The following is a 20,413-nucleotide window of genomic DNA, read 5'->3' as shown; positions in this document are numbered from 1 at the left end:
GTTCTCTTGCCGGCCGAAACAGCTGGCCTACCACATCGGGGTCGATGACAGCACGTTGGTCGGCCCCAGATCGGCCACGATCACAGCCAGCTCGCCGATTGTTCGCGCAGTGTAGGTGCGCTCGATGCGCTCGGTCAGTTCGTCCATGGTGATGCGGCCGTCGCTGGCTGCGATACGCAGCATTTCGGCCACCTTGTCCCGGTCCTGGTCGCTGGCTCGTACGTCATGAGGGTCGATCACGGCTTGCTCCATTGCCGCTCCCAGGAGATCGGCACTCCAGCTTTGTCCGGCTTGCACGTCAACGACCGAGAGGCCGGACTGAGCGACGATGCCTTGGAGGGCGGCCACGTGGTTCTGGTACGCCTTGCGGCCAACGGGCGTCAGGCTGAACCACGTTCTCGGGCGCTTGCCCACATGTCCCTTGCGGATCTTCACGTACCTGGCCGCCTCTAGGGCGCTGGCGTGCTTGGACAGCACCGAGTCGCTGATGTCCAGGCTGTCGCGCACGAAGGCGAACTCGGCCTCCTCGGCGGCGGCGAGCAGGGAGACGATCTGCAGCCGGGTCGGGGCGTGGATGACCGGATCGAGTTGCGGGGTCATCAGTTCTTCATTTCCGCCCGGCGAACGGTCCGCATGGACATCCATCGGGTCAGGATAGGCGTGGTGATCACCACGATCACGGTCATTGTGACGCCCATCACGGTTCGCGGGTACGCGACGCCGAGCGCCTGCAACCCCAGCGCCAATCCCGTGCTTCCGAGTGCCGTGAGGACGATCCAGATCGCTAAGCCACCCCATGCCCATGGATCCACCACGGAGGGATGGGGGCGCACGGACTGGTTCCGAACCTCCATGACGAACTTGAGCACGGCGGCTATGAGCCCGATTGAGAGAACAGGGATGGCGATCCAGAGCGCCCACAGGGGGGTGACCTCGGTGAAGAACTGTACGCCCGTGATGAAGACCCAGACCGCCACGACGTACCAGGACGGGAACATCGGGGGTGCGGATCGAAGCGCCCTGTGCTGCGTCTCGCGGATCTGGGCCAGCGACTGCGCCGCCTCTTCGGGGGTGATGTGCATGATGACCTCCTCTTGGCTTTCCTACTTGGAAAGTATTTTTCACTTTCCACATCGTCAAGTACTTTCTGTCGGAGGGAGCCCCGGCACACCCGCGCTGATCGGTGGTCACCAGACCCAATGGAAACCGGCGGCGGCGTTCTTCATGTAGGGCAGGAATCGATGGGCCCGATGGTCAGCGTCGAGGGATACCGGCTGCTCCTCCACCACGTTGCCGCCACGGTGGGCATCCCAGGTGGCCCACCAGACCTTGCTCGGCAAGCGGTGCGGGTGGAACTGGACGACGATTCCCAGGTTCTGCGCGCGTCCGTTGGCGACGCGGCGGTACTCGGTGTCGACGCCACCGATCTGCTCGAAATCGCGCCGGTACTCCAATGACGTCGTCTCGCCTTCCCGCAGCGACCGGGCGAGTGCGATCTCGATGACGGGTGGGCGGTAAGGGGTGACGACACGACCGCCATGGATGACGCGAATGCCGGCCATGCGGGGGGAGAGAAAACAGGGATAGCGATCCACTCCGTCCTCGCAGGCGATGATGGTGCGGAGGGAGTGGTGGGATGCGGCCCGTCCGGTGACGTCGATGGTCCGGCGCTCGAAGGCCATCATCGTGCGGTGCCGTTGGGGGCGAGGGAGCGATTGCCGTTTCTGCAGGGTATCGGCGGGCGGCAGGTCGGTCGGGAGCATTCCGTGCAGATATGCCTCCTCCAACATTCGCTGATCTTCGGTAGGCATTTCGAATGCCGTGATGAACCACTCCAGCGTCTCCGGGCTCATCACCTGGCCCGCGAGCGCACGGCCCACGCGGTCCTTCATGTGGCGAGCCGTCTTGGACTCATGACGCTCGCCCTCAGCCCACAGATACTGTGTGATCACTTCCGCGACGGCAGTCCGGTTCATATCCGATGATGATCTCCGTTTCTGCTGGTACTGCCACTTCGCCCGGTACTCCGCACGCTCGGTGAGCATGCGGCGAAGGAGCAGCCCGGCCGCTTTTGCATCGTTGGACATCTCGCACCCTTGGTAACTTGCGCCACAACAGCGACATAGGGCTGCTTAGCTAGACATCCGGAGTGGGCCGAGTGCTCGGACCAGCCGTTTGCCGCTTATCCGACGATAGGGGACAGGCGCTCAAAGAAGCACCGCTGCGTCGAAATATGCGTGTATGTCATCCATTGGATCTGATGGTCGATTGGTGGATTTTCGATGGTGGTGTCGCCTGTGGGGCTATCCAGGCCCGATGATCTCCGTACGTCGTACGAGCGTCCTGCGAATGGCCCTCTGGTCAGAGGCGACCTCGTGGACGGCGAATTGGTCCTCGGTTTCGCGTACGAACCGAGCACACCCGGCGCCGACGGCGATCGACTCCTGCTCGAAGGGGATGAGAATCGCGACGAACCCCCGGCGCGGCCGATACCTTCCCCTCGGGACGTGGCGAACGGCATTCGGATCGACCGATGCGGATTACATCCGGTAGCCGGTCTGAAACAAGAATATCTGAGCTCGGCCGACGATATCGCACCCTATCTGCCCAGCGCGGTCGACCGGGCCATCTCCCGTTCAGAAGTCGAAGCGCTGCTTCCGTTAATGCTCAGCGAAATCGACGATCGGCACCACACGATCTGGCTCGTCGGCGGTGCGGTACGCGATCTGCTCACCGAGCCCGAGCACCCGATAAAGGATCTGGACTTCTGCGGGACGATACCGACCGGCGAATTCTACGACCTCGCCCATGAATCGCTGGCGCGCGCCGGGTCCGGCGACTATGAGCGGGGTGTCTCAATGCGGGGCGTCGTCTACATAAAGCCGCTCGCGGCGGGAAAACGTATTGTGGAATACAAGGCGCTGACGCTCGGCGGATTCCGGTTCCTCTCCTCCGGCGGGGACCTGACCGAGGACACCGCTGGTCGCGATTTCACCGTCAACTCCCTCTACTACGACCTCCGGCGGCAGCTGATCATCGACCCGTCGGGGCACGGCATCGAGCACCTGCGGCACGCTCCCAGCAGGCTGGTCATCGCTTACCAGGGCGACAACCCAGTGGAGCAGGCGAGCATCGTGCTGCGCGGCCTGAAGTTCCTGATCCGCTGGCCCGACGCCGACGCCTCCGCGCTGGCGAACTGGGCCGGCTCGCTCCCGGCGGACCTCAACGAACGGATCCCGACCGGCAAATGGAAGCTGCTGACCGCCGTCTGGCACAACGGTGTGGCCAAGAAACACCGCCGCCGGGCAATCGAACTGGCCGCGGACCTGGGCCCGGTCGCAGCGGCTCTCCTCCGGAAACTGTCGGACGGACCACACAATGCCGCATAAACCTCTGAGTAATTGGACCATCGCCGTCCACCGGCCGGAAACCGGGACCGCCCGGTGGGATCCCTCGGCCGATGTGAACGACGGCGACGACCGGGCCGACGCCCGGCTACTGCCGGAATTCGGAGCCGGCTGGCTGCGACGGCGCGTGACCCTCGACATCAGTCCCGGCGTCCTCGGGCTGGTCCATCAGGAGAGTGGCCGGATCGTGGTCGAACTCGACGAGATGGCCCAGCCGATCGAGGTCTCCGAGGCAGGGCTGGCGATCATCGACAGGATCGAGGCCCAGTGGCCCGAAGCAGTCCTTGACGCCGCCGAACTGGAGGCGCTCGGCAACGAGCGCATCCCCCTACGTCACTTGCTGGTACGGCGTCTCGCCGAAGAGGGCGACCCGCCGGCGGAACTGTTCCACGTGCTCCCGTGGGACCTGGTCTCCCGGCTGGCCGAGGAGGTGATCGCCGCTCTCCAGGGCACCACCCCGGGAACGCCCATCTGGTTGCGGCACTGGTTCACCCCGGCGGGATCACGTTTCACCGCGGCGCTGGAACAACTCGCCGCCGGTCAGCGCGCCGCCGACGCCACGGTGGCTCGGCTGGGCGCCACCGCGCTGTGCGCCCGGTTGCCACGCCTGGAGATTTCGCGCGTGCCGCGGGTAGCGCGGCTCGGCCTCTCCCGGCTCATGGATGTGCTCGCTTCGGGTGACCCATTCCTCGCATACAGCGCCCGGCTCGCATCCCAGCACCTGACGGGCGATGACCACGCAGGCGCCCGAAACGGGCACCTGGTGCGCCTGACCTCGACGCTCCGCCCGGCGGCCGCGACGGACCGGCGCATAAGGCGCCATTCCGAACAACTGCATCGCGACCCCTTCACGATCGATCTCCATGTCACGGACACCGGGCGCCTTGAGATCGACGTGGCGGCGACGCTGACACCGGACCTGGCCGCCACCGTGTCCCGCACCTATCACGTGATGGTGCTGCCCGTCGACGTACGGGGAACCGATGGTGATTTTTCGTACTTCATCCCTCTACAGGTCACGTCTGATGGCCTGGTGGGATTCGCGAGCCTCCCCATGCCTTCCGGAGAGTTCGAGGTCACGTTCGACGATCCGCCGATCGGCCTGGCCGAGGTGAAGTTCTTGCACGCAGACGATCTCCGGAGCTCGGTGCGTACGGTCAGGACGAACAGAGCGCTCCGTCCCTGGCGGGAACTCGCCGCGCGCCTCCCCGCCGATCATCCGCTGCACGGGCTGCTGGCCGCGCTGACCGGGGAGACACGGTGAGCCTGAATCAGGCTGACTCCCTCGACGACATCCTCGGCGACGGCCGGCCCGACCGCGACGAACGCCTGCTCTGCGACGAGTTCCTCGGCCCGGAGCAGCCGCTGCCCGGTCTGCTCGCCCGCCTGGTGGCGGACCGCGACACCGCTTCCCTTCAGCGCCTCCACCATGGGGAAACCCGCCTGCACGCCGCGCTCAACGAGCCACTCGGATACCACGGTTTGGTGGACAGGCGGATAGTCGAAGAACTGGGCCCGCCATTCCAGGCATCGGACAAGCCGACGGTGCACGCGCTGCGCAGCCTGGCGGGACTCGCGCTCAGCCTGGTCGAGGAAGAACGCGCCGAGGAATACCTGCGAAAGGCCCTCCTCTGGCACGCGGCGGCGCACGGTTCACCATTGTCAGATCAATGGACGGGGCACGACGACACCCGGCAGCTGGAGATCCTCACGGCGCTGGCCGGTGACGATCGCCGCCTGGCCGGCGCCGCCCCGGCCATCGCCGTCACCCTGCGCACCCTGGCCGGCCGTCCACCCGAGGGCCGCCGCCTGACCGGCCCACGCGTGCTGCTCGACCTTGCCGACCAGGGATGGCACGCCCAGCTGAAGGCCACTCTGGTCCGCGACTCGCCCCGAGGGCTGGTACCCGACCCCCGGCGCATGTCCTTGTTCATCGCCGACGAGAGGTTCCAAATCGCCCTCGGCCGCGCGTGGTCCCAGGCAGGTGAGAAGATCACCGGTACGGTCCTGTGGTCGCTCGAACGCACGGAAGGGCCGCTCGGCGAAGTCGAAGGCGAATCCCTGGGCGCCGCGTTCGCCGTACTGCTCGACGAACTGCGGAGCCTGCGACGGCCGTTCTACCTGCCCCCGCCCATCTGGCGGCTGGTGAGCGCCAACGCCGTGGTCGGCAAGATCGACGACTTGGGTAACATGCGGTCGGTCGGCGGCTACGAACGCAAACTCCAGGCCGCCGGCAAGAACGCCCGCGTCATCGTGCCCACCCCGGACCAGCAGGAAGCCGAGGCAGCCGGACAGGACGTCGTCATCGTTCCGGCACCGAACTGGCACATCGCCGCCAGACAGGCACGCCGCCCCAACATCTGGCCGTTCGCCGGCTGGATCGCCGTTCCCCTCGCCGTGGCGCTGATCGCCGTCGGCACGCTCTGGATCAAGGACTCGCGGGAGAAGCAGCAGACGATAGAGGCCCGGCGCAAAGAAGCCCTGTCCCGGCTGACGACCCTGCGCAGTGACGAAGTCCGCACCGCCGACCCCGTTCTTTCCGGCCTGCTTTCCCTCGCCGCCTGGAAATTCCACGCGACTCCCGAAGCGGGTTACGGCATGAAAGCCGTTGTCGCCACTTCGGTCCGGGCCGTACTGTCCGGACACGAAGACCGCGTGCGGGCGGTGGCGTACAGCTCGGACGGCGCGATCCTCGCCACGGCCTCCGACGACGGCACCGTACGACTATGGGACACGGCCACCCGACGCCCCCTCGGCCGACCACTCGCCCACGACAACGACGTGTACGCGGTCGCCTTCAGCCCGGATGGCAAGACCCTGGCCACGGCCGGTCGGGACAACGCCGCCCGCCTCTGGGACGTGGCCACGCAGCGCCCCATCGGCCAGCCCTTCGTCCACAAGGACGACGTCTACGCGGTGGCCTTCAGCCCGGACGGCACGACCCTGGCCACAGGCAACGGCGACGGCATCACCAGATTGTGGAACCTGACGGGTGACCCGCATGCCGAGCCCCTGCCCGGCCGCCACGTCGGCGCGGTCTTCGCACTGGCCTTCAGCCCGGACGGGGAGACCCTGGCCACGGGCGGCTTCGACAACACCGCCCGCCTCTGGCACGTGGACACCCGCCGACCGGCGGGCCCACCCCTCGAAGGTCACACCAATGAGGTCAGGGCCGTGGCGTTCAGCCCCGACGGCAAGACCCTGGCCACCACGGCCTTCGACAGCACCGCCCGGCTCTGGGACGTGCCGGCTCAGCGCCCCATCGGCGAACCCCTCACCCATCCGGGCAGCGTGTCCTCCGTAGCCTTCAGCCCGGACGGCACGACCCTGCTCACCGGAAGCTTCGACGGAACCGCCCGGTTCTGGGACGTCGAGACCCGGCAATCCATCGGCACTCCGCTGACGGGCCACACCGACCTCATCGACGCGGTGGCCTTCAGCCCGGACGGCACGACGGTGGCCACCGCCGGCGACACGACCGCCCGCCTGTGGACCGTCGCGGCCCACCGCCCAACCGGCGAACTGCGCCACGAGCGGATCAGCGACGCGGCGTTCAGCCCGGACGGCAGGACGATAGCCACCGGGGGAGGCACCACCGCCCGCCTGTGGGGAGCGGCCACGCGCGCTCCGCTCGCCCACACCGGCGAGGTCGGCGGCGTGGCCTTCAGCCCGGACGGCAAGATCCTCGCGGTCGCGAGCGACCGGAACGTCAGCGCCCGCCTGTGGGATGTCGCCACCGGCAACCCTATCGGCCCCGCCAGGGAAGGCCTGATCGGCGTCATCGGCACGGTGTCCTTCAGCCCGGACGCGGCGATGGTGGCCACCGCGGGACTCGGTCCCGTACGCCTCTGGACGGTGCCCGGTGGCGAGCCGATCGGGCCAGCGCTGCAGGACGGCGGCGTCCTGGGTGCGGCGTTCAGCCCGGCCGGGAAGATCCTCGCCACCGCCAACTCCGACAAGACGGTCCGCCTGTGGGACGTGACCACCCGCCAGGAGGTCTGCCCTCCGCTGCGCGGCCACACCAGCAGCGTCGCGGACCTGGCGTTCAGCCCGGATGGCCGCATTCTGGCCACGGCCGGTGGCTTGGAGGACACCGTTCGGCTGTGGGACGTGCGCGGCTGCCGCGCCATCGGCGACCCTCTCGACAACGGCGACGCCGTCTGGGATGTGGCGTTCGGCCCGGACGGTGGCTACCTGGTCACGGCGAGCAGCAACGGCACCCTCCAGCTGTGGGATATGGCCACGCGCCGCCGGCTCGGTGACCCGCGACCGCATCCCGGCGGTGTCAAGGCGGTCGCCTTCAGTCCTGACGGCAAGACCGTCGCCAGCGCGGGCCGGGATTCCGCCCGCCTGTGGGCGATGACCCTGCCCGCCGACCCCTCCTCGCTGATCTGTGAAATCGCGGGACGGTCTCTGACTCTCGAAGAATGGCAGCGCTACATACCGACAGAACCGTTCCGGAAGATCTGCCCCTAATTTGTGAGGTCACCTAATGAATACCAAGCAGCGTCTCGTTCAGGTGATTCGCTCCCACGCGGACGAGCTGGAACCGGACATCGCCATCGAGCACGCCGGCGGCTCCATCACTTATCGGGAGCTGGGCAAATACATAGACGATCGGGCCGCCGAGCTGGAAGCCCGTGGCGTACGCGACACATTCGTCGCGATGGAACGTGCGAAATCCGCAGAATTCTTGCTTGATTTTCTGGCGGTTCTCGCCACGGGCGGCACGGTGCTCCCGATCGACCCCGACACCCCCACAGATCGACGGGCGATCTTCCTCGATATGGTACGCCCGGAGTTTCTCCTGACCGACACCGGCATGGTCCGCCTCGACAACCACCCGCGCCGGCAGGTTCCCGGTGATGGGGCCTTCGTTTACTTCACCTCTGGTTCCACCGGCACCCCCAAACCGGTGCTCGGCTCGGCGGCGTCGGTGTTGTCCTTCGCCGAGTGGTTCGGCCCGGAGTTCGGTATCGGGCCCCGCGACCGCTTCGCCTTCCTCACCGGACTGAGTTTCGAGGCCAGCCTGCGGGACATGTTCCCCCCGCTGGTCGCGGGCGCGACCGTGGTGATACCCGAGCCCGGCGCGACGGAGGAACCGGAAGCCACGGTGTCGTGGCTCGCCCGGCGGCGGATCAGCGTGATCACGGCCGTGCCGTCGGTAGCCCGGGCTTGGCTGCATCACGGCAGGGTGACATGCCCCGCCGTACACGCGGTGTTCTTCGTGGGCGAGCCTCCGGCCGCCGACGTGCTGAGCGGATGGCCCACGCTTTTCCCGAACACGACGCTCCGGGTGAACTCCTACGGCTCCACCGAGAGCGGGCAGGCCACCGTCTACAAGCGCATCCCGGCTGAGCCCGCCACCTTCCCGGCGGGCCGGCCGGTGCCCGGGACCAGCTACTGCTTCATCGAACCCGACGCCGTGCTGGACGCCGACCTGGTGCGCGCACGCCTGACCCAGCCGGTGCCCTCCGGCGAGATCGTGCTGGTCAGCCGCTCGTGCAGCCACGGCTACCTGAACATGCCCGAAGAGAACGCGGCACGTTTCGCCGCCCTCGGCGATGGGGTCATCGCCTACCGGACCGGTGACCTGGGCCACGTGGACGAGCACGGCGACCTGGTCGTCCTGGGCCGCGCCGACGACGAGGTCAAGATCAACGGCGTACGGGTCCACCCCGCCGAGGTCGTCCGCGCCGTCCGCGCCCACCCGTCGGTCCGCGACGCGTTCGTGACCGCGACCCGGGCGGGCGGAGCACGGGAGGAAGCCCGCCTCACCGCCTATGTCGTGCCCACGGCCGGCTTCACCGTCGCGGATCTGCGGCGCGACCTGACGAGCGCGCTTCCCGCTGCGATGATCCCCGCCCGTTTCGTCGAGGTCGCGGAACTGCCCCGTACCCGAACCGGAAAGATCGACCGAGCCGCGCTGACCGAACTCGCCGCCCGGGACGAACCCGAATACATCGCACCGCATGGCGACATCGAATGCTGGGTGGCCGACCGGTTCGCCGAGTTGCTCGGTGTCGAGAGGGTATCCGCGGCCGACGACCTCTTCGTTCTGGGCGGCGACTCGATCATGGCTACCCAGCTGACGTCCAGGATCTGGCAGGAGTTCGATGTACGGCTGTCGCAGCGCGACCTGTTCGCCGCCGCCACCGTCGCCGGCATCGGGATAACGATCATGGAACGCCGGCTCCTCGCGGACGGTCCCACCGACCTGGACGCGTTACTCGACGCTCTGGGCGAGGTAAGCGACGGCGACCTCCAGCGCGAAGAGACGTCATGACCGAGTCCTCCCTGGCCGAACGTCTGGCGCGCCTGTCGCCGGAGCAGCGAGCCCAGCTCGGCCGCATGATGCGGACCAAACCCGCCGCCATACCCGTGATCGACCGTTCATCCGGGCTGCTCCCGATGTCGTTCGCGCAGAACCGGATCCATTTCCTTCAGGAACTCCGGCCGGACAGCCCGACGTACAACAACATCGAAGCCGTACGCCTGCGCGGCCACCTGGACACCGAGGCCCTGCGCTCGGCCGTGGCCGCGACGGTCGCGCGGCACGAGGTGCTCCGGACGAGGTGCTCTTCCCTTGCCGGTGAAGAGCCGCTGCTCGTTGTCGACGAAGAGCCACCGGTCATCGAATACGTCGATCTGTCTGCCGATGCGGCCGGCGAACTGTTCGCCCGCCTCGCGGAACAGCCCTTCGACCTGGAGCGCGAGACGCCGCTGCGGGTGACGCTGGCGCGGCTGGGCCCCGACGATCACGCGCTGCTGTTCGTCGTCCACCACATCGCCTCGGACGCGTGGTCGTGCCGCCTCCTGCTGGAGGAGGTCTTCCGCGGCTACACCGGCTCCGATCTGCCCCCGCTGCCGATCCAGTACGCCGACTACGCCGCCTGGCAGCGGGCGCACCTGGACACCGGGAAGGCAGCGGCCCAGCTGGCGTACTGGCGCCAACGGCTGTCCGGTATGCCGCCGATTCTGGAACTACCGCTGGCGCGCCCGCGACCCCCCGTACGCTCCGACCGCGGCGCGGAACTCCACATCGAGCTCGACGAGGGCAAACGCTCCCGGTTGCACGCAGTCGCCAGGGACGCCTCGGTGACCCCGTTCGCCCTGCTGCTCACCGCCTTTGGCCAGGTGTTGCACCGGCACTGCGCCGCCGATGACGTCGTGGTCGCCACACCGGTGTCGGGGCGCGATCGCCTCGAGACCGAGAAGCTGATCGGCTGCTTCGTCAACACGCTCGTGCTACGGCTCGGCTTCGGCGGTCCGGGGAGCAGGCGCGACCTGGTGCGGCAGGTGTGGCAGCGCACCCTGGAAGACCTCGACCACCAGGAACTCCCGTTCGAGCATCTGGTGGCCGAACTCGCCCCCGAACGTGATCTCAGCGTCGGCAAGCTGGCCCAGGTCATGGTCAACTACTACCCGGCCACCGAGTTGACCGAGCCGGTGCCCGGGCTGGACATCCAGCCTTTCGACGTCCTCAGGGCACGCGCCAAGTTCGATCTGACCTGCACATTCATCGACGCGCGCCACTCGATGCGGGTAACACTCAACTACGCCACGGACCTGTACGGTCAGGACCTGGCGGCCAGACTCGGCGAGCATTTCGTCGCGGTCCTGGACGCCCTGCTCACGGATCTCGACGCCCCGGCGGCCACCCTGCCCGCGGTTCCGCCCAGCGACCCGATGCCGGGGCCGGTTCCCGCCGCCCACGACGAGATACCCGTGATCACGCGTTTCCAGGCCCAGGCGGAGGCGCATCCCGATCGGATCGCCGTACGGTGCCGCGACGAGGTCATCACCTACGGGGACATCAACGATAGGGCGAACCGGCTGGCCGGATACCTGCGCGACCAGGCAGGCCCGGTCGCCTTGGCGTTCGAGCGTTCCATCGACTACGTCGTCGCGATACTTGCCGCGCTGAAATCGAGTCTGAGCTACGTCCCCCTCGACTCGTCGATGCCGGCCGACCACCTGGCGGCGGTGCTGCGGGCTTCGGGCGCGGGGCTGCTGCTCACCCATGCGCAGGTGGATCGGGCCCTGCCGCTTGAGGGCGTGGTGACCACGGTGATGCTGGAGGATCTCACCGGATGCCCCGGCGGCGAGCCAGCGCCGGAGGTGGACGCCGACCAGGTGATGTACATCCTGTTCACCTCGGGATCGACGGGCAAGCCGAAGGGCGTGGTCGTCGAACATCGGCATTTCGCCAGCTATCTGGCCGCCCTGCTGGACCGGATGCGGATTCCCGAGGGTCTGAATTTCGCGATCGTCTCGACCTTCGCCGCCGACCTCGGGCTGACCAACCTCTTCGGCGCCCTGGCGACCGGCGGCACGCTCCATGTGTTGCCGTACGAATGGGCGGCCGACCCGGACCGATTCGCGGCCTACTTCCGCCGGCACCGCATCGACTTCATGAAGCTGGTGCCCAGCCATCTGCAAGCCATCTCTGAAGCCGGCCTGCTGGCGGACGTGGTGCCCGCGCGGTTCCTGGTGCTGGCGGGGGAAGCCTGTCCGTGGGACCTGGTCGACGCCATCCGGTCCGCTCGTCCGGACGTGTCGATCTGGAATCATTACGGGCCGACCGAGACGACCGTCTCCGTGATGGCCTATCAGGTCCCGGCCGAATCGGGTTCACGGCAAGGGGTTTCCGTTCCCCTGGGGTCGCCCTTGCCGCACGTCCGGGCGGATGTCGTGGACCAGCAGCTGCGCCCTGTCCCCCAGGGCACGGCGGGCGAGCTACTGATCACTGGGAGCAGCGTGGCGCGCGGGTACCTCGACCCGGACGAACCCGGCGCCACCCGTTTCGTGACCGATCCATTCTCCGGAGAGCGCGCCTACCGTTCCGGTGACCGGGTCCGCCGGCATCCGGACGGCTCGATCGAGTTCCTCGGTCGGCTGGACCGCCAGACGAAGATCCGCGGGTACCGGGTCGAGCCCGCTCATGTGGAAGCGGTCCTCCGCCGCCATCCGGCCATCTCCGAGGTCGCGGTCGCCACCCGGCAGGACAACAACGGCCGGGCATCCCTGGCGGCCTATTACGTCTCCGATAAAGACATCGATTTATCGGAACTGGTGGAGTTCGCCCAAGCGGCGATGCCTCCCTATATGGTCCCCACCGCCTACGTCGAACTCGACCGGCTGCCGCTGACGCCCAACGGCAAACTCGACTGGAACGCACTGCCGGAACCCGGCCCGCCGACGTTGCGGCACGGGCAGCGGACACCCCCGCGCGACACCCGGGATGCGCGGATCGCCGAGATCTGGCGTGACGTGCTCGGACTCGACCAGATCGGGATAGACGACGACTTCTTCGAATCCGGCGGGGACTCCTTCACCGCCATGCGACTGGCCCGCCGCATCGGCCCAGACGTACGGGTCATCTCGATCTTCCAGCATCCGACCGTCCGGCGGTTGGCCGACTTCCTCGGCCAGGCGGACACCGGGAAGTATCTGTGGCTGCTGCCCGGCGGAGAGCGGACGGCCCAGGCCACGGCGACGGTGGTCGCGGTGCCGTTCGGCGGGGGAACCGCCGCGGCCTACGCCGAGCTGGCCAAGGCGCTGCCGCCGGAATTCCCCCTGTACGCCATCGAACTGCCCGGCCACGATCCCACCCGGCCAGACCAGCCGCTGGAATCGTTCGAGACGACCGCGGCAGGCGCCGTCCGGGAGATCCGCGCGACCATTGACGGTCCGATCGTCGTCTACGGCCACTGCGTCGGCGCGGCGCTGGCGTACGAGATAGCAAGGCGGCTGGAGGCCGAAGGCAGCCAGGTCGTCGGCGTCGTCCTCGGCGGGGCCTTCCCGGCGCCCCGCCTGCCCGGACGGTTGTTCGACCTGTGGGCGAAGCTGCTGCCAAGCGACCGCTGGCGCTCCGACCGGCTCTATCGTGACGTGCTGCGTGGGATAGGCGGGCTCCAAGGCGCCCTGGATCCGTACGAGCAGGCGGCGACGCTCCAGGCAGTGCGGCACGACGCACGCGAAGCCGAGGAACTTTACTCGCGGCTGTGCCATGCCCCAGGGGACCGAACGTTACGGGCGCTCAGCGTGGTCGGGGAACGCGACCGCATCACCGAATTCCACCAGGAGCGGCATCGCGAGTGGAACCTGCTGTGCGCGGACACCGAACTGGCCGTTCTGCCCGACGCCGGGCACTTCTTCCTCCAGCATCAGGCCGGTCCGCTTGCCGCCACCATCGCCGACTGGGTGAACCGGCGACTCCACGCGACCCCTAACCCGCCGCCTGACCGGCCGCGCTCCAGGCCACGTGCCACCACGAATCTGTGGGGATTCGCCCTCGTCACGATCGGCCAGCTCGTCTCCATGATCGGCAGCAGGGCGCTGGCGTTCGCCCTGGGCATCTGGGTCTACCAGGACACGGGCAGCGCCACCCAGTTCTCGGCCATCCTCGCCACCGCCCTGCTGCCCGGGCTGCTCGTCCTGCCCCTGGCCGGCGCGGCGGCCGACAAGTGGAACCGGCGATCGCTGCTGATCTCCGTCGAGGTGGCCAACGCCGCCGGCACCGCGTTCTGCCTGCTGATGCTTGCGACCGGATTACTGCAGCTATGGCACGTTTACCTCGCCGCCGCCATCGGTTCCATCGCCACCTCCTTCCAGCAGCCGGCGTACCTGGCCGCCGTCGCGCAGCTGATCCCCAAGCAGTACCTGGCGCGGACCAACGGAATCCTGCAGGTCGTGCTGGCCCTGAGCCAGGCGGTCGGCCCGCTGATGGGCGGCGTGCTGATCGTGCTCACCGGCCTCGGCGGCGCCATGCTGACCGACCTGGCGACGGCGCTCGTCGCGATGGCGACCCTGCTCGCCGTACGCTTCCCGGAACTGCTCTTCCGCAGGCGCGAAGAGTCGATCTTCAGAGAGATCGCCGGAGGTCTGCGGTACCTGGCTCGGCGTCGCAGCCTGGTCGCCATGGTGGTCTTCTTCCTCGGCTACAACCTGCTGCTGGGCTTCACGTTCGCGCTGATACCCCCGATGATGCTCTCGTTTGCCGACACGACGGCGCTGAGCCTGGCCACGATGGTCGGCGCGCTGGGCGGGATCGCCGGAGGGGTGGCGATGGCGCTGTGGGGCGGATTCGAGCGGCGCGCCACCGGCATGATCGGCTTCGTCCTGCTCACCGGTCTCGGAATGATCGTCGCCGGAGCGCAGCCGATGGCCGCCTTTCCGGTCGTCGGCCTCGCCATGATCATGTGTTCCATCGCGCTGATCAACGGCCACTGGCAGACCATGATCCAGCTTAAGGTCGGCCTGGAACTGCAGGGCCGGATCCTGGCCACCAACCGCATGACCGCCAATCTGACCGAGCCTCTCGGCTACTTCGCCGCCGGCTGGCTGGCCGACGCCGTTTTCGAACCCGCCATGGCCGAGGGCGGTTGGCTGAGCGAGGCGGTGGGTGGCGCATTCGGCTCCGGCCCTGGCCGAGGCATGGCCGTCATGATCGCTATCCTCGGCTGCCTCCAGGTCGCGCTGGCGCTCGTCGGGCTTCGCTGGCACACGCTGCGCTACATGGAGGACGTTCTCCCGGACGCGATCCCCGGAGCCGTTGCCACCTGGGACCGGGATGAGCTGCAACAGGCCGCGGACGCGCTGCTGCCCACGCCGAGCAGGTGAGTTCCGCGCGTATACGCGTCCTACTCGATGCGTTGTGGGGTCGCGGTTGAGGGCACTCGCCATCGGATCACCTGTCAGATGGCGCGTACGCCTGTACGGGAAAGCCTGTCGAACAGGCTGACAACACGATCTTCTTGAGGACACGCAAGCAATCCGAAACGTTGGATTCGGCCGCACAGGAATCGCCCCCAGCGCCCGAATCCAGGAGTAACGATGAAGCTGCCCTCATACGCCGCTGCCCTCACGGCGGCCGTCCTGCACGCTTCGCTGACCGGAGCGTCCGGGACGGCGGCGGCTCAGGCGGCCGACGTTAGGGCCCTTCCGAGCGTGAACATGGAAGCCACGGTCAAGGCGGCCCAGATCGACCCGCGGCGGCCTGACGACACGCTGACCCCGGGTGCCAAGGCCAGCGTGCTCCTCGTTGAGCGGGCGCTGCGCGACCGGCGCCTCCTCGACGCGAAGTGGGTGGACGGCTACTTCGGCACCACAACGGTCGCCGCCTACGCGAAGTACCAGAAGTCGCTCGGCCTCACTGGCCTCGACGCCAACGGCCTGCCGGGCAGGACGTCGCTCACCAGGCTCGGAGCCGGCCGCTTCACGGTCACCAACGTCATCGACCCGGGCACCCGGGTGTCCACCGGCGGTTTCGTCATCAACACCCGCACGCGAAGCATGCTGGCCGAGGCGAAGCGGCTGCTCGGCCGCGACCTCAAGCTGGATCAGGGTTCGTACAACCCCGGCGGCGACCCCACGTCCGCGGGCACCCACGACGGCGGCGGCGTCGTCGACATCTCGGTAACGGGGCTGAATTCCGCCACCCGCACCGCGGCCGTCCGCGCGTTGCGCCGTGTCGGCTTCGCGGCATGGGTGCGTAGCCCCAGGCAAGGCGACTGGCCGTGGCACATCCACGCCGCCGCCATCAGCGACACCAGCCTCTCCAGCCAGGCCCAGCACCAGATCGGTGACTACTACCTCGGCCTGAACGGGCTCACCGGCCGTGGCCCGGACGACGGCCCGAAGGTGACTATCCGCACCTGGGAGGAGTACCAGCGCCGCTGACTCTTCCGAAACCCAGTCTCCACTGACCATCCGAAACCCAGGCTCCGCAGCCAGAAGGAGAACAGCATGAGAACGCTCACCAGGATCCTCACCGCGGCGACCGCAGCGATGGCGCTCGGCGGGACGGTACTCGCCACCGCATCACCCGCCTCGGCCGCGAACCGCGACGGCATCTGCCAGGCCGGCGAGTTCTGCTACTACTTCAACAGCAACAACCAAGGATCGGTCTCCGACTTCACCGGATCAGTCGCCGACTACGCCACCAAACAGCCCTCCTGCTACGACTTCAAGGGACCCGGCAACGGCAAGGGCAAATGCATCAAGAACGCCGCCGCCTCCGTCTGGAACCGCAGCAGCAAGACCGTCCGCGTCTACTACAACACCGGCCACACCGGCACGTACCAGGACTTCGCCCCAGGCGCCAAAGGCAACCTGAACTCCACCCTCAAGAACCAGAACGCCTCGCACAAGTTCAGCCCGTCGTCATCACCATCGCGCAGCAACATGTCGTTCTCGCTGTACACGGCCAGCGGCACGATCACCTGCGGCTTCGACGGTTACACCTCCACCTCCGGCCGGCATGAAGGCATCGACATCGCCCGCGGTGTGGGCGCGGATGTGCACGCCCTGGTGGGAGGCCAGGTCATCAACCTGGTGCGCGGGACCACCGGCAGGGCGGGACTTTCCACGATCGCCATCTACAACGCCGCGTTGAACAAGACGGTGATCTACCTGCACTCCGCTCCGCTGTCGTCCTTGCGCGTGGGCCAGCAGGTCAGCCGCGGCCAGATCATCGCCGACGAGTCGTGGCATGGGGTGTCGAGCAGGTCATCCGCACACACCCACATCGAGATGCGCCCCGGACGGAAGACGCGTGCGGCCAAGAGCGTCGGCGACCCGCACCTGGAGAACCCGAACCCGACCTCGTTCTGGAACTCCCAGGGCTACAGCGTCCGATAACGCACCGCGGCCTCTACCAAACGAGGAAGACAACTGTGCCTCCACGAACTGTACGGCTGATCTCGTGGCTCACCGCCGCGATGACGCTCGGCGGGACGGTACTCGCCACCGCATCCCCCGCCTCGGCCGCGAACCGCGACGGCATCTGCCAGACCGGCGAATTCTGCTACTACTTCAACAGCAACAACCAAGGATCAGTCTCCGACTTCACCGGATCGATCGCCGACTACGCCACCAAACAGCCCTCCTGCTACGACTTCAAGGGACCCGGCAACGGCAAGGGCAAATGCATCAAGAACGCCGCCGCCTCCGTCTGGAACCGCAGCAGCAAGACCGTCCGCGTCTACTACAACACCGGCCACACCGGCACGTACCAGGACTTCGCCCCAGGCGCCAAAGGCAACCTGAACTCCACCCTCAAGAACCAGAACGCCTCGCACAAGCTCCTGAGCTCCGCGCCGCCGACCGGGTGCAAGACCGACGGTACGGACACCAGGCTGCCCACGACGATCCTGGTGTACCGGAAGTCCCTCAATCGCGTGGAGCGGGTGGCGTTCAAGACCTACGTCAAGAACGTCCTGCCCAACGAGTGGGTGTCGAGCTGGCCGAGCGAGTCTCTCAGGGCCGGGGCGATGGCCGTCAAGAACTTCGGCTGGTACTGGGCGCTGCACTCGAACCGCAAGACGGCGAGCGGCCAGTGCTTCGACGTCTACGACCACACGTCGAGCCAGGTGTACAAGCCCGGCTCCGCGAAGGCGGTGACGAGCGCCGCGGTGGACGCGACGTGGGGCACCCGGCTGACTCGCAACGGGAAGATCTTCCGGGCCCAATACTGCGCTACGACGACGGCGTGCGGCAATTGGGTCAACGGGGACTGGATGTCGCAGAACGGCTCTCGCGATAAGGCCAGAGCGGGCTGGAGCTACTCCAGGATCCTCCAGCACTACTACACGGGGATCGTTGTCAGCTCCTGAGACCGTACGACTCTAGTTCCCCGCCACGTCATGCATGGCGGGAACTAGAGTCCGTCGACGATGATCTGGAAGTTGACCGGCCGGCTTCCGGGGAACACGACCGTTCCCGAAGCGTCCACCATCTTGAATCGCACGTAGCACAGGCCCGGCTTCCTCGGCGTGGTGATGACGGTCCGGATGTCGACCATCTCGCCTGGTTGCGTGTCCTCGATCGGCACGTCGGGAATGGTCTGGCATTGATCAGCTTGCTGCGTGACGTCGAGGCGACGCAGCGAATATCCCTTCCACGGCACGGTCCCGGCGTTCTTGAGCCGCCATACCTTGGTCATGGTCTTCCCAGCGCCGACGCGCGTGCAATCGGGGAGCGTTATGTCGTCGATGAACACGGCCACATCGCCCTTGTGCACCGGCGGGGCCGCAGGCGGGTTGGTCGAACGCACCGGGCAATCGGCTGGCGACAGCGCGGCAATCGATGGGCTGCCGGACGGGTTCAGGCTGTGTCCGTCGGGCCCGGAGCCGCGATTGACGACGGCCACGATGAGGACCACTGTCCCCACAGTGACGGCCGCTGTCGCGAACGCGACCGGGCGGGTCAGCCGGAATCGCCCTCTGTTCCCCGGCGCAGGAAGCAGAGGCTGGACGTCGCCCGCGGTCTCGTCGGGCGGCGGCGTAGGCACGGATGCCAAGGTCTCGCCAGCCGACCAGGGCGCGGTACGAGGTTCCGCGGCGCCTGTGGCAGCGGCTACGAGTCCACCAGCCGGACGGTCCACCGAGGTGTCCGCGCGGATGGAAGGATCCGATCTGACCGCCAGGTTCGCTCTCTCCCACTGTTCGCGGTACGCGGCCGGGTCCGCGCCACACGCCTTAACGAACTCGACGGTGGTCTCCCAGCTCGGGAGCCGGTTACCCTTCGTGGCTTCGTGCAACGTCGTGTGAGAAATCGCCCCCGACCGGCCGGACATCTCCCGGAAAGGCGGGTTACCGACCGAGTTGCGCAGTTCCCGCAGGGTCGCCGCGAAGTCCTCGATTGTCTCCGTCCGTGCACGCCTGTCGTCCACCGTGCGAAGCTAACAGCACCCACCGACTTCACTCAACTCGAACCGGTAATGGCACGGAGCCGGGCGACATGAGCGTCCAGAAAGCCGTCCGCCTCATCCCCCGCCGGCGACTGGAAGCGGCTGCGCACCGGCCACGAGGTTCTACCGGGGCGCTAGTCGGCGACCCGTACGCTAGTGAAGTCGTGGTCACCGACCACCGGCACCTGCCAGCCGGTCACGCGCGGTCGCCGTACCCCTCGTTCTTCAGCGCACGGCGGTAGGACCTGTCGAGCAGCCACTGCATCGGCCGGGCCAGCGCGCTGAGCGGCTTCCCCAGCCAGCGCAACGCGGGCTTCATCTCGCCGATCTGCCGCGCGGACAGCGCCATCAGCGTCCGCGCGGTGTCCGCGTCCGCGTGCCCGGCCCGGTCCCAGATTCGCCCGGCGGCGATCGCGTCACTGCGCCGCACCTCCGCGAGCGCGACCGTGACGATGAGCGCGGTCTGCGGTACGGCGCTGCCCAGCGCCATGTCCGCGAGCAGCGCCGGATCGTCGGTGAGGTAAGCGGTACCGCTGATGTGCAGCACCTCGGTGCGGCCGGGCACCAGCATCGCGGCGGAGATCCGCGCGTCGACGAGCAGGTTGTGCGCGGTGTCGGCGCGCTTGTTGCCGCGCCGGTCCGGGATGGCGAGCGTGCGCCCGTCGAGTACCCGGACAAAGCCGGGCAGGTCGCCACGCGGGCTGGTGTCGCCGCCGGCACCGTCCCAGGTGGACACGACGAGGAACGGTGCGGCAGCGAGGAATCCGGCCACGCGCGGGCCGGCGAGCGGGCCGTCTGTGCTGGGCATCGCCGGGGCGGCGGGCGAAGCCGTCTCCCACAGCCGGGAGCGAAGGATCGCGCGCGCACAGTGGATGTACACCTGTTCGACCGTGATAGCGAGCCGGCCCGGCGTGCGCGCGGCGACCGTGCCGTTGAGCCGCAGTGTCTCGCCGACGCCGGGCATCAGGAAGACGAACGAGACCGGGCCGTCCGCGTCGACGTCGGCCGGGATCACGATCCTGGTCGGCGACGCGGACTCCGCGAAGCCCGGTCGGCCGCCGACCAGGGTGGTGCACGGCCGCCCGGCCGCGTCGAGGTAGCCGAAGCCCGCGATCGGCGCGGTGGCGAGCACATGCCGGGCAGCGTCGTCCAGCGCGGGCAGTTCCTTCGCGAGGATGAGGTCCGCGGGACGCCCGATGATCGCCTCGAGGTCGCCGGCGGTCGTGATTCGGTTCATGGCGCCGATTCTTCAGCGCACTCCATTCTGTCGTCCAAGATATTATTTGCACCATATTGAGACCTCGAAGGCATC

General features: G+C 67.9%; 13 protein-coding genes. 8 read left to right on the top strand and 5 right to left on the bottom strand.

What is annotated here, in order from left to right; genetic code table 11:
• Window positions 1-27: 27 nt before the first annotated feature.
• The 3 genes from Amac_RS57740 to Amac_RS29420 all read right to left on the bottom strand — a co-directional run bounded on the left by Amac_RS57740 (window position 28) and on the right by Amac_RS29420 (window position 2,087).
• Window positions 28-600, bottom strand: a complete 573-nt coding sequence (locus Amac_RS57740) for a transcriptional regulator (RefSeq protein WP_307729766.1) — start codon at window positions 598-600, stop codon at window positions 28-30.
• On the bottom strand, window positions 600-1,082 hold the full coding sequence (locus Amac_RS29425; RefSeq protein ID WP_155357635.1) for a hypothetical protein: 483 nt from the start codon (window positions 1,080-1,082) through the stop codon (window positions 600-602). Before Amac_RS29425 ends, Amac_RS57740 begins: the two co-directional genes overlap by 1 nt.
• A 105-nt stretch (window positions 1,083-1,187) precedes the next feature.
• Entirely contained in the window at window positions 1,188-2,087 is a 900-nt protein-coding gene (locus tag Amac_RS29420) for a hypothetical protein (protein ID WP_155357634.1), read from the bottom strand.
• 288 nt (window positions 2,088-2,375) lie between these two features.
• On the opposite strand from Amac_RS29420, the gene Amac_RS29415 reads away from it, so the two are divergent.
• The 8 genes from Amac_RS29415 (at window position 2,376) to Amac_RS29380 (ending at window position 18,025) form a co-directional block, all read left to right on the top strand.
• Complete coding sequence (locus tag Amac_RS29415) at window positions 2,376-3,389, top strand: nucleotidyltransferase family protein (protein ID WP_170322712.1); 1,014 nt, start codon at window positions 2,376-2,378, stop codon at window positions 3,387-3,389.
• On the top strand, window positions 3,379-4,671 hold the full coding sequence (locus Amac_RS29410) for a hypothetical protein (protein ID WP_155357632.1): 1,293 nt from the start codon (window positions 3,379-3,381) through the stop codon (window positions 4,669-4,671). Before Amac_RS29415 ends, Amac_RS29410 begins: the two co-directional genes overlap by 11 nt.
• Complete coding sequence (locus tag Amac_RS29405) at window positions 4,668-7,883, top strand: WD40 repeat domain-containing protein (RefSeq protein ID WP_155357631.1); 3,216 nt, start codon at window positions 4,668-4,670, stop codon at window positions 7,881-7,883. Before Amac_RS29410 ends, Amac_RS29405 begins: the two co-directional genes overlap by 4 nt.
• A gap of 16 nt (window positions 7,884-7,899) precedes the next feature.
• On the top strand, window positions 7,900-9,693 hold the full coding sequence (locus Amac_RS29400) for a non-ribosomal peptide synthetase (protein ID WP_155357630.1): 1,794 nt from the start codon (window positions 7,900-7,902) through the stop codon (window positions 9,691-9,693).
• The gene (locus Amac_RS29395) at window positions 9,690-15,032 is read left to right on the top strand and encodes a non-ribosomal peptide synthetase/MFS transporter (protein ID WP_155357629.1); all 5,343 of its coding nucleotides are present in this window, start codon (window positions 9,690-9,692) and stop codon (window positions 15,030-15,032) included. The genes Amac_RS29400 and Amac_RS29395 overlap by 4 nt, the downstream gene beginning before the upstream one ends.
• Before the next feature lie 213 nt (window positions 15,033-15,245).
• Entirely contained in the window at window positions 15,246-16,091 is an 846-nt protein-coding gene (locus Amac_RS29390) for a peptidoglycan-binding domain-containing protein (protein WP_174900238.1), read from the top strand.
• A gap of 66 nt (window positions 16,092-16,157) precedes the next feature.
• The gene (locus Amac_RS29385) at window positions 16,158-17,051 is read left to right on the top strand and encodes a peptidase inhibitor family I36 protein (protein ID WP_155357628.1); all 894 of its coding nucleotides are present in this window, start codon (window positions 16,158-16,160) and stop codon (window positions 17,049-17,051) included.
• Window positions 17,052-17,086: 35 nt separating this feature from the next.
• Window positions 17,087-18,025, top strand: a complete 939-nt coding sequence (locus tag Amac_RS29380) for a SpoIID/LytB domain-containing protein (RefSeq protein ID WP_155357627.1) — start codon at window positions 17,087-17,089, stop codon at window positions 18,023-18,025.
• A gap of 44 nt (window positions 18,026-18,069) precedes the next feature.
• Here Amac_RS29380 and Amac_RS53875 read toward each other — a convergent pair whose 3' ends face one another.
• Both Amac_RS53875 and Amac_RS29370 read right to left on the bottom strand, forming a co-directional pair.
• Window positions 18,070-18,573, bottom strand: coding sequence for an NBR1-Ig-like domain-containing protein (locus tag Amac_RS53875; protein WP_170322711.1), 504 nt, complete (start codon window positions 18,571-18,573; stop codon window positions 18,070-18,072).
• 724 nt (window positions 18,574-19,297) lie between these two features.
• Window positions 19,298-20,338: a pyridoxamine 5'-phosphate oxidase family protein gene (locus Amac_RS29370; RefSeq protein ID WP_155357625.1), complete on the bottom strand. Its 1,041-nt coding sequence runs from the start codon at window positions 20,336-20,338 to the stop codon at window positions 19,298-19,300.
• Window positions 20,339-20,413 lie beyond the last annotated feature (75 nt).

The organism is Acrocarpospora macrocephala (genome assembly GCF_009687865.1).
Taxonomy (GTDB): domain Bacteria; phylum Actinomycetota; class Actinomycetes; order Streptosporangiales; family Streptosporangiaceae; genus Acrocarpospora; species Acrocarpospora macrocephala.
This window is presented reverse-complemented; position numbering and strand designations above follow the sequence as displayed.